This is a genomic window from Bacillus halotolerans (assembly GCF_001517105.1).
GTDB classification, from domain to species: domain Bacteria; phylum Bacillota; class Bacilli; order Bacillales; family Bacillaceae; genus Bacillus; species Bacillus halotolerans.
In genome coordinates this window covers 42,648-56,096 of sequence record NZ_LPVF01000012.1, presented here as the reverse complement: position 1 = coordinate 56,096, position 13,449 = coordinate 42,648, and the positions used below count along the sequence as shown (strand labels likewise).

General features: G+C 42.9%; 15 protein-coding genes. 9 read left to right on the top strand and 6 right to left on the bottom strand.

Features of this window, described 5'->3' with window-relative positions:
• Window position 1 precedes the first annotated feature (1 nt).
• The 6 genes from AU387_RS20755 to AU387_RS15385 all read left to right on the top strand — a co-directional run bounded on the left by AU387_RS20755 (window position 2) and on the right by AU387_RS15385 (window position 4,101).
• On the top strand, window positions 2-1,969 hold the full coding sequence (locus AU387_RS20755) for a pyocin knob domain-containing protein (protein WP_063623063.1): 1,968 nt from the start codon (window positions 2-4) through the stop codon (window positions 1,967-1,969).
• 13 nt (window positions 1,970-1,982) lie between these two features.
• Window positions 1,983-2,372 (top strand): hypothetical protein, encoded by a 390-nt coding sequence (locus AU387_RS15405; RefSeq protein ID WP_059336104.1) that lies wholly within the window; start codon window positions 1,983-1,985, stop codon window positions 2,370-2,372.
• Window positions 2,373-2,513 (top strand): XkdX family protein, encoded by a 141-nt coding sequence (locus AU387_RS15400; protein ID WP_059336103.1) that lies wholly within the window; start codon window positions 2,373-2,375, stop codon window positions 2,511-2,513. It abuts the gene before it with no gap.
• Between the two features lie 128 nt (window positions 2,514-2,641).
• Window positions 2,642-2,920 (top strand): hemolysin XhlA family protein, encoded by a 279-nt coding sequence (locus AU387_RS15395; protein ID WP_059336102.1) that lies wholly within the window; start codon window positions 2,642-2,644, stop codon window positions 2,918-2,920.
• An 11-nt stretch (window positions 2,921-2,931) separates the two neighbouring features.
• Window positions 2,932-3,195 carry a phage holin gene (locus tag AU387_RS15390; RefSeq protein WP_024121086.1) on the top strand — a complete coding sequence of 88 codons (264 nt, stop codon included), beginning with the start codon at window positions 2,932-2,934 and terminating at the stop codon, window positions 3,193-3,195.
• A gap of 12 nt (window positions 3,196-3,207) precedes the next feature.
• On the top strand, window positions 3,208-4,101 hold the full coding sequence (locus AU387_RS15385) for an N-acetylmuramoyl-L-alanine amidase (RefSeq protein ID WP_059336101.1): 894 nt from the start codon (window positions 3,208-3,210) through the stop codon (window positions 4,099-4,101).
• A 36-nt stretch (window positions 4,102-4,137) separates the two neighbouring features.
• Here AU387_RS15385 and spoIISC read toward each other — a convergent pair whose 3' ends face one another.
• The 6 genes from spoIISC to steT all read right to left on the bottom strand — a co-directional run bounded on the left by spoIISC (window position 4,138) and on the right by steT (window position 8,608).
• Entirely contained in the window at window positions 4,138-4,275 is a 138-nt protein-coding gene (spoIISC, locus tag AU387_RS21650; RefSeq protein WP_125825426.1) for a three component toxin-antitoxin-antitoxin system antitoxin SpoIISC, read from the bottom strand.
• Between the two features lie 83 nt (window positions 4,276-4,358).
• On the bottom strand, window positions 4,359-4,529 hold the full coding sequence (locus AU387_RS15380) for a type II toxin-antitoxin system SpoIISB family antitoxin (RefSeq protein ID WP_024121090.1): 171 nt from the start codon (window positions 4,527-4,529) through the stop codon (window positions 4,359-4,361).
• Complete coding sequence (gene spoIISA / locus AU387_RS15375; protein WP_024121091.1) at window positions 4,529-5,275, bottom strand: toxin-antitoxin-antitoxin system toxin SpoIISA; 747 nt, start codon at window positions 5,273-5,275, stop codon at window positions 4,529-4,531. The genes AU387_RS15380 and spoIISA overlap by 1 nt, the downstream gene beginning before the upstream one ends.
• 107 nt (window positions 5,276-5,382) lie before the next feature.
• Window positions 5,383-6,384 carry an inorganic phosphate transporter gene (locus tag AU387_RS15370; protein ID WP_044156221.1) on the bottom strand — a complete coding sequence of 334 codons (1,002 nt, stop codon included), beginning with the start codon at window positions 6,382-6,384 and terminating at the stop codon, window positions 5,383-5,385.
• A gap of 12 nt (window positions 6,385-6,396) precedes the next feature.
• Window positions 6,397-7,014, bottom strand: a complete 618-nt coding sequence (locus AU387_RS15365; protein ID WP_044156219.1) for a DUF47 domain-containing protein — start codon at window positions 7,012-7,014, stop codon at window positions 6,397-6,399.
• Window positions 7,015-7,291: 277 nt separating this feature from the next.
• Window positions 7,292-8,608 carry a serine/threonine exchanger gene (gene steT, locus AU387_RS15360; protein WP_059336100.1) on the bottom strand — a complete coding sequence of 439 codons (1,317 nt, stop codon included), beginning with the start codon at window positions 8,606-8,608 and terminating at the stop codon, window positions 7,292-7,294.
• Window positions 8,609-9,002: 394 nt separating this feature from the next.
• On the opposite strand from steT, the gene AU387_RS15355 reads away from it, so the two are divergent.
• The 3 genes from AU387_RS15355 to AU387_RS15345 all read left to right on the top strand — a co-directional run bounded on the left by AU387_RS15355 (window position 9,003) and on the right by AU387_RS15345 (window position 13,366).
• On the top strand, window positions 9,003-9,953 hold the full coding sequence (locus AU387_RS15355; protein ID WP_059336099.1) for a ring-cleaving dioxygenase: 951 nt from the start codon (window positions 9,003-9,005) through the stop codon (window positions 9,951-9,953).
• A 254-nt stretch (window positions 9,954-10,207) separates the two neighbouring features.
• The gene (locus tag AU387_RS15350) at window positions 10,208-12,382 is read left to right on the top strand and encodes a glycosyltransferase family 39 protein (RefSeq protein ID WP_059336098.1); all 2,175 of its coding nucleotides are present in this window, start codon (window positions 10,208-10,210) and stop codon (window positions 12,380-12,382) included.
• 12 nt (window positions 12,383-12,394) lie between these two features.
• Entirely contained in the window at window positions 12,395-13,366 is a 972-nt protein-coding gene (locus tag AU387_RS15345) for a glycosyltransferase family 2 protein (protein ID WP_044156214.1), read from the top strand.
• The last annotated feature ends 83 nt before the right edge of the window (window positions 13,367-13,449 follow it).

The window sequence follows — 13,449 nt, the reverse complement described above, 5'->3', positions numbered from 1 at the left end:
CATGGCATACGATGAAAAAACAGACTGGCTTCCGGATGATCCAATTAACGAGGACGACGTCAACCGCTGGGAAAAAGGCATAAAAGACGCCCACACAGACCTGGCTGCCCACAAAAACGACATGAACAACCCCCACAACACAACAAAGGCGCAAGTCGGGCTGGGGAATGTTGATAATGTGCAGCAAGCGGCGAAGAAGGATTTTGATGAACATGAGCAAGATCAGGTGCGGCATATTACGCATGAAGAACGGGTTAGATGGAATGGTGCGCAGCTTTCGAAAATTACGAAAGACGATGGATCGATCCTTATTAACATCAGTAAAAGTTATGACTTTCATAGTGTTGCCTTAGGGCAGAACAAGACTTTTACTTTTTATATTTCGAGTGATGCGAAAAATGCGCCTTCTCAATCGGTTCATGGTATTTACTTGCATTCCTCTTCGACGGCTGGAGAAGCAATGGCCATGGCTGAAGATGGTGGCTTTTGGAGAAAGTCTTTAGTTAACGGAATCTGGTCTGACTGGATAAAATATGAAACGGAAGAAGACTCAATAAAAAGAGTGGCTGCTCATTCTGATAATAAAGATATACATGTAACAAAAGGCGATAAAGACAAATGGGATGCAGGACAGTTCTATAAAATAACGCAAGACAACGGCAAGGTATTTTATAAAAGTAGCAGTGAGACAACGGATTATAATGAACTGACTGCTACTGGAATGTATCTGATATACAATGCTGGATTGAATGGACCAGGCTTGATCCAATGCTTTCTTCTAGTAATGAGCTATGGGAATACGCTCGTTCAAACTGCGTACGATGCTTCAAATGGTTTGAAAACTTTCTATCGAATCCGAAAAAATGATTCTATCACATGGACATCTTGGATTGATATAGAAACTACAGAGGGAGCTCAAAGGAAAGTCGATGCTCACGCCAAACTTACTGATATACATGTAACTAAGACTGAAAAAGAAAAATGGAATGCCAGTCAACTTTTCAAAATAACCGCCGATAATGGTACACAAAAAATAAATCTAACTTCTGGCTCATTTTATGATTCCCTAAAAGATGTTGGTTCCGTTTCTTTCTATGGAACAAATGCTGTAATAGATAGCCCTTCAAAGACAAGCTTGCGCGGTATGCAGTTAGTAGGACAGCCGGGAATAGGCATTGGGTACGCTGTAGACGTAGAAGGTAATGCATGGTGGTTTTACTATAATGCTAACAACACTGCAATCAATTGGTATCCTATCGAATCTACAGCAGGAGCGCAATCTAAGGTAGATGCACATGCAAATCAAACAGATATCCACGTAATAAAATCTGATAAAGACAAATGGAATAATGCACAACTATATCCATTAACAACAGAGAATGGTCAACGAATTAAGATTGATAATGGAAAGAATCTTTTTGATTACCCAACTGGCTTATATTTCGGTGCAGGGGTTGTGAATCATCCAGGTGATGATGAAGCAGCTTGGTACTATTATGATATTACAGATGTTCAAGCTGACCTCGCTCCGCCTCAAGGGTTAAGGAAAATTGTCGCTACTAGATCTTACGATAATCAAACATGGATTGGAATTTTTCATAAAGAGGGCAATTTTTTAGGATGGAAGCGCCTTATTACTAATGAGGATTTTGAATCGGTAACATGGCAAAACGTCACACTAAAAAATGGCGCTGCTACTGGAGACAGACCGTTTCAATACGCAAAGTGGGGGAATCTGCTTCTATTACGTGGCCATATCACAGCAAATCGTGAAGTTGTATGTGGAACAATTCCGTCTGAGAGATTGCCAGAAAACGGTGCAGTTGTAAATGTCCCTGTTTCAGGAACGACTGGTTATTCTAAGTTATTTATCCATACAAGTGGAGATATGAAATTGTCAGGTATTCATTCGAATAATAACAGCAATGTAACTGGTTACTACATGGATAATGTAATTGCATTAAATTAGGGAGGTTGAAAACTTGATACAAGTCTTTAGATATGATGAAGATTTTATGTTTGTTGAGCCTGTCTTGGTGATTGAAGTTGACGAGAAAGGCAATTATATCATTCCTGCTGATTGCACTACCGTTGCGCTGCCGGATTCTCCTTCTCTGTTCAAACCAAAGTTTGATGCAGATAAACAGGAATGGACTGAGGCAGCTACACAGGAAGAGATTGATGCGGTTTTAAGTTCAGTGGGAGAAGAAGTCTCTGTAGTTGAACTTTTGAAGCAGCAAAATGCGGCGCTTTCTTTGCAGATTGCTAAGACAGAGAAGGAAAATGAAGAAAGACGTATGAGGGAAGCAGAGCAGGCTTTTGTCATTGCCCAGATGCAAAAACAAATACAAGAATTGAAGGGAGCAAATTAAATGGCTAGGTATCCAGAAGTAGCTGACATAAAGCAATTTTATATGTGGAAATGCTATACGGATGAAAAAGTTCAAGAATACGTTAGGATTGAATGGATCACAAAAGAGCAATATAAAGAAATTACCGGAAAGGATTACTAATTCCCAGCAATCCCGAGGAGACGAACGAACTTATTGTGACTTAATAAGGAAGGATAAACGCTTAATAGGCGTTTTTTTATTTTGCCTCAAAGGAGGTGAACAAGATGAAGTAAAAGGAGGGCGTACCGGTGTCACAACCGACGGAGGTACCTGATGTTAATGTCTTTCAGCAGGATTTAGCAGACATAAAAGGTGAACAAAAAGCGCTCGAACAGAGAGTTTCCGCATTGGAACGCGTGTCTGACCGGCAGGATCAGCAAATCATGACGCTGAACGAAAAATTAAACAAAATTGAAGAAAATACAACATGGATTAAGCGCACCATCACTGGTGCCATCATTACAGCAGTGTGCACAGGGATCATTGGCGGAGCGATCGCCATTATGTACAACCTGCTGCAGCATTAAGGGGGATTATCATGAAAACGTATGATAAAGGCACGGTCACTAGGACGGTGCTTCTTTTGCTTGCGCTCATCAACCAGAGCATGCTGATGTTTGGCAAATCACCATTGGACATACAGGAAGAGCAGGTGAATCAGCTTGCAGATGCTCTGTATTCAGCAGGATCAGTGATCTTCACAATTGGGACAACACTAGCAGCTTGGTTTAAAAACAACTATGTAACAGAAAAAGGGAAAAAGCAACGCGACTTGTTAAAGGAAAATAATCTGACGAAATAAGGAGAGATGAAAATGGTTAACATTATTCAAGATTTTATTCCGGTCGGTGCAAATAACCGTCCAGGCTACGCGATGACACCTCTTTATATTACCGTGCACAATACAGCGAACACGGCAGCAGGCGCCGATGCCCAAGCGCATGCCCGCTATTTGAAAAACCCTGATACGACAACAAGCTGGCATTTTACAGTTGATGATACAGAGATTTATCAGCATCTGCCGTTAAATGAAAACGGCTGGCATGCAGGAGACGGGAATGGAAGCGGCAATCGGGCTTCTATTGGGATTGAAATTTGTGAAAATGCGGATGGTGACTTTGCACAAGCAACAGCTAATGCCCAGTGGCTGATCAAAACATTGATGGATGAACACGGTATCAGCCTCGCTAACGTCGTGCCTCACAAATATTGGTCAGGGAAGGAATGCCCTCGCAAACTGTTGGATACGTGGGACTCGTTTAAAGCGGGAATTGGCGGTGGCGGAAGCCAAACTTACGTCGTAAAAAAAGGTGACACACTTACATCCATAGCGAGAGCGTTCGGTGTCACTGTTGCTCAGCTGCAAGAGTGGAACAACATCGAAGATCCGAATCTCATTCAGGTTGGTCAAGTGTTAATTGTAAGTGCTCCTTCGTCCGCTGCAGAGCCAGAACTCTATCCGCTTCCTGACGGTATCATTCAGCTGACAACACCATATACCTCAGGCGAACACGTCTTTCAGGTGCAACGAGCGCTGGCGGCTCTCTACTTTTATCCTGATAAAGGAGCTGTGAACAACGGAATCGACGGCATTTACGGGCCGAAAACAGCAGACGCGGTTGCGCGTTTTCAGTCTGTTAACGGTCTACCCGCTGACGGTATCTACGGACCTGCGACAAAAGCGAAGATCGCAGCTCAAGTTAGCTGATGAAAGAACCTAAATATCCCGGAGTTGCTCCGGGATTTATTTTTTCTTCTTCAATTTTTTTAAAATTCCTGCACTCCGCTCCCTCACCCGAAGCGAATACCCGGAAAAGCCAAACCTCCCGTAATCAATAACCTTCACACGCCGCACCAATTTTTTCACTGTATCACCTGACATTATCCTCTGTTTGTTTTATTATATGTAGCCCCTTAAGAAAAGGAATAAGGACAAGAGCTGTTTCTCTTGTCCTTTTAGTGTGATCATGCTTTTTTACGTTTATACTCATCAATCAGCCGTTCGTTTTCTTTGAAGATTCTTGCTGTGTGCGGACTGACTTGATAGCTTGCGACACTGGTGGTTGAACGTTTTTTCAGGATTTTAAACGGTTTCTTTGCCCGCGGATGGCATCCGTTTTGAAACGCGTTTTCCATTATCCTTCACCTTCCTCCTCAATTGGCAGCACCAAATCATATATGCTCGTTAATGATGTGAATAGCAAATAATCAAATTCCGTTACAATACTGTCAGACGTCAGTTTGATGACATAGCTCTGTGTCTCGATTGTAAAGGGAATGAGCACTACTTTTCCATACTGGTCGTAATAGACATCCTTTCGATCCAGCCTCGTTTGCACGTCAGCGGGATCCTCCATGTGCTCGGTTAACCGGTCTTTATCAGACTGTGTCGAATAGTGACAAAGGCTGGCCGTCAGATTCATTTTATCAGCATAGGTTTTCAGCAGTTTATCAATTCCTTCAGCATATGCTTCTATACTTCCATAATAAACATGAATCGGTTCGTTTTTCAATAGATATTGGTATGTTTTCAGCCGATCGAGATACATGTGGAGCATTTCGTTGTTTTCTTCGAGAATTTCTCTTGTGTCTGTTTCCAGTTCACTGCCGGCCAGTTTTTTCACATAAGCGCTCAAAAAGATAAAAGCGTCAATTAAAGCAAAGCTGACAGCGACAATGACATACCGTTCCCAGTTTGTGAACAGGGAAGAGGGATCATATGTCCAGTATATCATGGCGCCCAAAACAAACAGCAAATACCATGTTTTTCGGATGGCGGACATTTTTTCTTTGACCTTCGCTTCGAACCGCCATGTGGCGTATACGTATAAGCCTAAAGCGGCCATAGTGCACCAGACCATGATTTGAAAGAATAAAAGCATACATCAATCCCTCGCATCTGAAATAGGTTCTGATTATTGTATTCTAGAGATGCGGCTGGTTTTCCTGTTCCATCAAAAAACCGCTTCTGTTAAGAAGCGGTTCCACATTAAAAAATCATATTTAAAATAAAGTAGGCGATAGCACCAAGTGTTCCTGAAATCGGAAGCGTGATAACCCATGTAATCAGCATGCGTTTTGCCGTGCCCCAGTTTACGCCTTTTACCCGGTGTGATGCACCGACGCCAAGGATTGATGAAGAAATGACGTGCGTTGTACTGACTGGCAAATGAATAAATGTGGCACCGAAAATAATGGCTGCTCCGGTTAAGTCAGCGGATACCCCGTTTACCGGACGGATTTTCATGATCTTTCCGCCGACGGTTTTGATGATTTTCCAGCCGCCTATTGATGTACCGAGACCCATGGCTGTCGCACAGGCGAATTGCACCCAGGTCGGAATGTCATTAGCAGAAGTATGTAAATTCGCCGTGATCAGCGCCATTGTGATAATTCCCATTGCTTTTTGCGCATCATTTGTTCCGTGTGTATAGGATTGCAGGGCAGCTGTTATAATCTGCACTCTGCGGAATTGTTTGTTCGTTTTCGCCAAATTGCTGTCTTTGAAAATCAGCTTGACGATGCTGTAAAGGATAAAACCAAGAACAAAGGCAATGATCGGTGATAAGATCAGCGCTTCAATGATTTTAATGAATCCCTTATAATTTAAAGCTCCAAATCCAGCTGCCGCAATTGCAGCACCGGCAATCGCCCCGATGATCGCATGGGATGAGCTGCTTGGAATGCCGTAATACCAAGTGAGCAGGTTCCAGATTATTGCTGCGACTAAAGCAGCTAAAATAACAACAGAGCCATTTTCCAAAGTATAAGGGTCAACAATATCTTTTGTAATGGTTTTGGCAACGCCTGTAAAGGTCATCGCTCCGATAAAGTTCATCACAGCCGCCATTATAATAGCATGGCGCGGTTTCAGCGCTTTTGTCGATACTGAGGTCGCAATTGCGTTCGCTGTATCATGAAACCCGTTGATGAAATCAAACGCCAAAGCAAAAATCACAATTAGTATCGTTAATATTAAGAGAATATCCATTATAACCCCTCGTTACGCGTTTTTCATAATGATGGTTTCAAGATTATTGGCAACACTTTGGCAAGAGTCAGCAATTTCCTCAAGCGTTTCGTAAATTTCACGATATTGAATCACTTTAATCGGATCTTTTTCTGTTCCGAAAAGATTTTTTAATGATTTTCTGTGCAGGTTGTCACAGCTGTGCTCATACTCTTTAATTTTAATTGCGTGAGGCTGGATATCTTTTAAGCGGTTTTCAGCCAGCAGCTCAATTGTAATCAAAATTTCTTTCGCGCATTCTCTGATGTATCCGCTGAATTTATCGATATGCTCGTCTGATGAAGTAATTGAGAAAATCTCCATCATGGCAGAAAAATGTTCGATTCCGTCCAGCACATCATCCAGGCTGTTTGTCAGCTGAAGAATATCTTCGCGCTCAATAGGAGTGATAAAAGCTTTGTTAAGCTCTTTGATCATGACATGAACATGATTGTCACCTTTTGTTTCAAATTCCTTTAACGTATCTGCAAACTCTTTAAGCGTCGTTTGGTTTGTGACTTTAAAGTTTACAAAATATTCTGCAGTTTCGTCTATATTTTTTGCAATTTCTGTTAAAAGGAGTGAAAACTTATCTTTTTTTCTTCTTATCATTAAAAAACCCTCCATTGTTTGAATGAGACAATGCACACATCAAATTATTATATAGCCTTTTGTCGAAAAAAAACAGGAAAAGTCGAAAAAAACGCGGCTTGACTTTTTCGATAAAACGTGTCTCCTTATTTTGGCCTACTTCACCTCAAAAAAACGAACCAAGTTTGCAAAATCTTTCTGGTTAACGTAAAAAGTATATCAAAAGTTGTGTTTTTTTTGTCAACATTTATCTTCTGATTCACCAAAAAACGGTTCCCTAAACAAGGGAACCGTTTTTTTAGCGGGCTTTTCGTTTTTGCATCCAATAATACACAGGGAGTCCGGCCAGACCGATGAGAATTGATAGTCCGCAGCTTAATGTGTCTGTAATGAGTGTGCTTCCCAATACAAAGAATGAACCTGCGATCGCCAATATCGGCATGAACGGGTAAAGCGGAACACTGTAAGCACGCGTTTTTCCCTTTGTTTGTTTACGAAGAATAAATACTGCAAAAAAGGCCATCACATAAAAGATATAGATCATAAAAATAGAGATTTCAGAGAGCTTATCAGGATTACTGATGAGCATCAGGATGATCGCCACAGCGATTTGGAAAGAAATCGCAATCCACGGTGTGCGGAATGTCGGGTGCACGCGGGACAATTTCTCAGCAAAAGGCAGCTGTTTTCGTTCTGCCATCGCAAAGGTCACACGCGGGAAAGAAAGAACCTTTCCGTTTAAACAACCGAAGATGCTGACAATAATTCCGATACTGACCAGCTTTCCGCCGATTGAACCGAACAGCATGCTGGCAGCAGTGCTTGTCGCATTTTCTCCAAGTGTCACAATTTCGTTTGCGGACAGGATATGCAGCAGCGCAAAATTAATGAAGATATAAATGGCTGTTACGATTAACAGTCCGCCAGTCATTGCGCGAGGCAGAAGCCTTTCAGGATTTTTCATTTCTCCGCCGAGAGCCGCAAGCAGGATCCATCCGTCATAAGCAAACAATGTGGCCAAAATGGCTGCTCCGAAATTCATATCAGAAATGCTTTCGTTTACTGCCGTAAAGATATGCTGATCGCCTTTCCAAAGGCCGAAAATAATGATACAAGCAATCGGAATCAGCTTTCCGACCGTAGTCAGCGTCTGAACAAAACCGCCGTATTTTGTACCGATAATATTAATGACACATAAAAAGATAACTGCGATAATACCGATTACCTTTGATAGGCCTGAACCCCAGCCGAAAAGATTCGCCATTAAAGATCCAAAATATAAACCGAGTGCCCCGATAATCGCCGGGCCGTAAATAATGATCTGCACCCAGCCGCATAAAAATCCCCAAAACTCGCCGTATACTTCTTCAAGGTACGTATAAAGTCCGCCTGTTTTCGGAATCTGCGTACCGATTTCAGCAATCGTCAGTCCGCCTGCCAGCGTTAATATACCGCCTAACAGCCACGCAAATAGCGCCGTTTTTGAGTCTCCTGAATAAGCGAGCACAGCACCGGGCTTCATAAAAACGCCGGAACCGATAATGGTTCCAATAACAAGAGTAAGGGCAAACAAGAGGCCTATCTCTTTTTTTAAACCGTTTTCTTCAGTATGCATGTCCTTAACCTCCTATGATGAAGCTTCGTGATGAAGAATCTATTTTTCATATTGTAAACCCTATTTTAGAAAAGTGAAATAAAATAAATTTTCTGATTTTCGATATTTGCTCTATTTACATTCGTAAAATCTATGAAATCGTCTATTTTCTATCTCTTGAAACGAATAAAATTGTTTGTAATCTTATATAAAGTTCGTGTTTTGCGAAAGGTATTCAAGTAGAGAATGAACACAATAAATGGCTGACGGCGGGACTTAGCAGGATCCCGGACCCAGATGAAGCTGATATGTTGACTTTCGTATGTGAATAAAATACCTTGTAATTAGGAAAATAAATATACATCTTTAATATAATATCTCGAAATCGAGATAAACTGACCTGGAGGGACAGCATATGAAAGTCAACGGCATTCACCACGTGTCCGCATTAACAGCTGACGCGCAAAAAAACTTAGATTTCTATAGTAAAGTATTAGGATTAAAACTCGTCAAAAAATCCGTAAACCAAGATGAACCGACGATGTACCATCTATTCTACGGAGATGAAGTGGCAAATCCGGGAACGGAACTGACGTTTTTTGAGATTCCCCGCATTGCGCCGTTTCATGCGGGAACAAACAGTATTTCTTCTATTGGATTACGTGTTCCAAGCTCAGAAGCGCTGCATTACTGGAAAGAGCGTTTTGAAGAGCATCAGGTGGCGCATAGCGGCATCGCCCAAAGAGCCGGACGTGACATATTGGCATTCGAGGATCATGAAGGACAGCGACTTGTGCTGACTGCTGATGAGAAAGGCAAAGGCTATGGTCTGCCTGTTAAACAAAGCGGCATTCCGGAAGAATTTTCATTTCGCGGGTTAGGGCCTGTTGAATTGACAGTTCCGTACGCTGAACCAACATTACATGTATTAACCAATATTCTTGGGTTTACAGAGATCAGTCGAGAGCCGGTTGAAGGACAGGGGACAGCGGTCATTTTAGAATCTGGAGAAGGCGGTGCGGCCACAGAAATCCATTTAATTGAAAGAAATGATCTTCCGCGCGAACGTCAAGGAAAAGGAAGTGTCCATCATGTCGCATTTCGCGTGAGAGACGAAGAAGAGCTTGCCGGATGGCACCGCATCATCAGCCGGGAAGGCTTTAGCAACTCAGGCATTGTTGAGCGCTACTATTTCAAGGCGCTGTATTTCAGAGAACCGAACGGCATTCTGTTTGAATTATCTACAGACGGTCCGGGCTTTATGGTTGATGAAGAAATTGATGAGCTTGGCCAAACCATCGCTCTTCCGCCATATCTTGAGCATAGAAGAGAGGAAATTGAAGCAAGACTGAAGCCGATTCAATAACGATATATTGTGATTCTTTGCCTTCCGGCGTCACCGGAAGGCTTTTTTGTTCAAAAACGGCTTACATAAATAGCGTGGATGATTAGGTACAAAATATCAGATTTAGATCAGGGTAAAGACCCAAAAGCTTTTGCTTTTATGGACTGATCGTATGAATTGATTATGGCAAAAATATTGCCTTTGTTTATTAATAGTTTTTTCACATTTGCTTGTTACACTATTTCAAAGTTAGACGAAAAGGAGTGAAGACAAACGTGGAAAAGAAAAAACGCGAGCTGGACATCTTCCTGATTCTCATTTTGCTCGCATCTGCATTTTTAAATATCTATAACATCTGGAATGATGATACGGTGAATCCTTATTACACCGCTGCAGTCACAAGTATGATGCAAAGCTTTCATAATTTTTTCTATGCCTCATTCGACGCGGCGGGGTTTATAACGGTTGATAAACCGCCTATTACGTTCCAGATACAAACCATCAGCGCACTTATATTCGGTATGCACGGCTGGAGCGTCATCCTGCCTCAGGCACTTGCTGGTGTAGGTTCTGTCCTTTTAATGTATCTGTTAATAAAACCGACATTCGGTAAGACGGCAGCAAGAATTGCCTCTTTCATCATGGCATGTACACCGATTGCGGTGGCTGTGGCCCGGACAAACAATGTTGATGCATTACTGGTATTTTTCTTATTGCTGGCTACATGGCTTCTCTTTAAAGCCATCAGAAAAGGAAAGCTGATCTGGCTGTTAGCAGCATTTTTCGTCGTTGGTGCAGGTTTCAACACAAAAATGCTTCAAGCTTATATGATTTTGCCGGCTTTCTTATTGTTCTACCTGATTGCGGCAAATGCCACAATCAAGAAAAAAATCATTTCATTAGGAAGCGCATTAGTCATATTAGCGGCAGTTTCGTTATCATGGCCGCTCATTGTTGACAATATCCCTGCCAGCAAACGCCCTTATGTCGGAAGCAGCCAGACCAACTCTGTTTTGGAATTGGCTTTCGGATACAACGGAATTCAGCGGCTGACAGGACAAAATTCCGGCGGCGGTCAGGGCGGGTCAAGCGGAGACGCACCAAAAGAAATGCCTTCTGCGGAGAACAGTTCATCTGACGCTCAGGCACCGCCTAATCAGTCATCAAGCAGCAGCTCATCAAACGATGGCAAATCTGCAAATGGCAATATGACGGCACCGCCATCCAATGGGGAAATGCCAAGCGGCGGTCAAGGAGGCCCTCCGAGCGGCGGAGATGGCGGCCAAGGCGGACCCGGCGGAGACGGAGGGAAAGGCGGTACAGGAACCGGCTCAAAAATGCAATCAGGTACAGGAATGTTCGGAACGGGAACACCTGGCCCGCTTCGGCTCTTCCAACAAGAACTATCTGATCAAATCAGCTGGCTGCTGCCATTTGCGATATTTGGAATCGCAGGCTTACTGATCGCTGGCGCGAGAGAAAGAAGAAGATTATCAGTTGAGCAGAAGGAGACGGTGTTCTGGGTTGCATGGCTTGTGCCGATTGCCGGATTCTTCAGTGTAGCAGAATTTTTCCATCATTATTATCTCATTATGCTGGCGCCGCCGATTGCTGCACTTGTCGGAGCTGGATGGGTTGCGCTCGTTCAGTTATACCGAAACCATACAGGCTGGAAGTCTTGGCTTTTGCCGGCGGCGATGATTGCCACAACAGGATTTGAATTGTTTATTCTGAGAAACTACAACGATCAAATCGGTGTTGGATGGAGTATCGGCGTAGGGGTTATCGGTGCGTTATCTGCCATTGCTCTTTTGATTTTTAAACAGCGTGAAAAACCGCTCACATATTATATATCACTTGCAGGTCTTCTCGTATTGCTTGTGATGCCGATTTATTGGGCAAGCACACCTCTCCTGTACGGAGGAAACAGTTCTCTTCCTGAAACAGGGCCGCAGCTCGCTTCAAGCAGCGGAAAAGGCATGGGAATGAACGAGTCGAGTGTAAATGAAAAATTGATTGAGTATTTAGAAGAAAACAATTCCGGAGCGGAATATTTATTCGCCACAACTGATTCAAACACAGCGGCTCCGTATATTATCAAAACGAAAAAGGCCGTCATGACGATCGGCGGATTCAGCGGTTCTGACCCGGCCATCACGCTGACTCAATTTAAAAAGCTCGTAAAAGAAGGAAAAGTGAAATACTTCTTGGCTTCAGGAATGGGGAAAGGCGGAAACAATGAAATTGTCGAATGGGTTCAAGAAAACGGCAAGAAAGTTTCTTCTGATAAATGGCAGTCAAGCGCTGATCAGCAGACATCACCTGATCAGACTGATTCATCAGGTACGTCAAGCGAGAGCAACGCACCAGGCCAAACCGGCAAAATGGGCGGCGGGCCTGGCGGAATGAACCAGTCAGCTGCATTATACGAACTACATGCTGATGAATAGGAGGAAAAAAACATGAGCAGACATATTCAATATTCAATTGTGGTACCTGTGTATAATGAAGAGCTTGTCATTCATGAAACCTATCAGCGCTTAAAAGAGGTCATGGATCAAACGAAGGAAAACTATGAACTGCTATTTGTCAATGACGGCAGCAAAGATCGCAGTATTGAGATTTTAAGAGAACACAGTCTGATTGATCCGAGAGTGAAAATCATTGATTTTTCAAGGAACTTTGGGCACCAGATCGCGATTACTGCGGGTATGGATTATGCACAGGGGAATGCAATCGCCGTCATTGACGCCGATCTGCAGGACCCTCCTGAGTTAATTTTAGACATGATTGAAAAGTGGAAGGAAGGCTATGAGGTCGTATACGCCGTACGTACAAAACGAAAAGGGGAAACCTTTTTCAAAAAACAGACAGCGGCCATGTTTTACCGGCTTCTCAGCAGCATGACAGATATTGATATCCCGATTGATACCGGGGATTTCCGTCTCATGGACAGAAAAGTCTGTGATGAAATGAAAAAATTAAAGGAAAAAAACCCTTTTGTCCGAGGACTCGTCAGCTGGGTAGGCTTCAAACAAACGGCAGTTGAGTATGTACGTGATGAAAGGCTTGCCGGAGAAACGAAATACCCGCTTAAGAAAATGCTGAAGCTTTCAATGGACGGCATTACGACATTTTCACATAAACCGCTGAAGCTGGCAAGCTATGCCGGGGTCTTCATGTCAAGCGCAGGATTTCTGTATATGTTTATCGTACTGTATTTGAAGCTGTTCACCGACAGCACCATTACCGGCTGGTCATCGCTTATCGTCATCCAGCTCCTGTTCAGCGGCATCGTGCTTCTGATACTGGGCATGATTGGTGAATATATCGGCAGAATCTATGATGAAGCCAAAGACCGGCCGCTTTACATCGTACAGAAATCGTATGGGATTGAAAATAAAAGACTCTATAGAGACCAGCATATGTCCTAACCTGAACCTCCTGTCCATTACGGACAGGGGTTTTTTATGTAATGATCAAAGTAAAAGGTGCTGATATGGAAGGAAGAAGGAGA

Coding starts and splice junctions, on each gene's coding strand:
- AU387_RS20755 (WP_063623063.1), top strand. CDS start 2: ATGGCATACGATGAAAAAACAGACTGGCTTCCGGATGATCCAATTAAC.
- AU387_RS15400 (WP_059336103.1), top strand. CDS start 2,373: ATGGCTAGGTATCCAGAAGTAGCTGACATAAAGCAATTTTATATGTGG.
- AU387_RS15390 (WP_024121086.1), top strand. CDS start 2,932: ATGAAAACGTATGATAAAGGCACGGTCACTAGGACGGTGCTTCTTTTG.
- AU387_RS15385 (WP_059336101.1), top strand. CDS start 3,208: ATGGTTAACATTATTCAAGATTTTATTCCGGTCGGTGCAAATAACCGT.
- spoIISC (WP_125825426.1), bottom strand. CDS start 4,275: ATGTCAGGTGATACAGTGAAAAAATTGGTGCGGCGTGTGAAGGTTATT.
- AU387_RS15380 (WP_024121090.1), bottom strand. CDS start 4,529: ATGGAAAACGCGTTTCAAAACGGATGCCATCCGCGGGCAAAGAAACCG.
- spoIISA (WP_024121091.1), bottom strand. CDS start 5,275: ATGCTTTTATTCTTTCAAATCATGGTCTGGTGCACTATGGCCGCTTTA.
- AU387_RS15370 (WP_044156221.1), bottom strand. CDS start 6,384: ATGGATATTCTCTTAATATTAACGATACTAATTGTGATTTTTGCTTTG.
- AU387_RS15365 (WP_044156219.1), bottom strand. CDS start 7,014: ATGATAAGAAGAAAAAAAGATAAGTTTTCACTCCTTTTAACAGAAATT.
- steT (WP_059336100.1), bottom strand. CDS start 8,608: ATGCATACTGAAGAAAACGGTTTAAAAAAAGAGATAGGCCTCTTGTTT.
- AU387_RS15355 (WP_059336099.1), top strand. CDS start 9,003: ATGAAAGTCAACGGCATTCACCACGTGTCCGCATTAACAGCTGACGCG.
- AU387_RS15345 (WP_044156214.1), top strand. CDS start 12,395: ATGAGCAGACATATTCAATATTCAATTGTGGTACCTGTGTATAATGAA.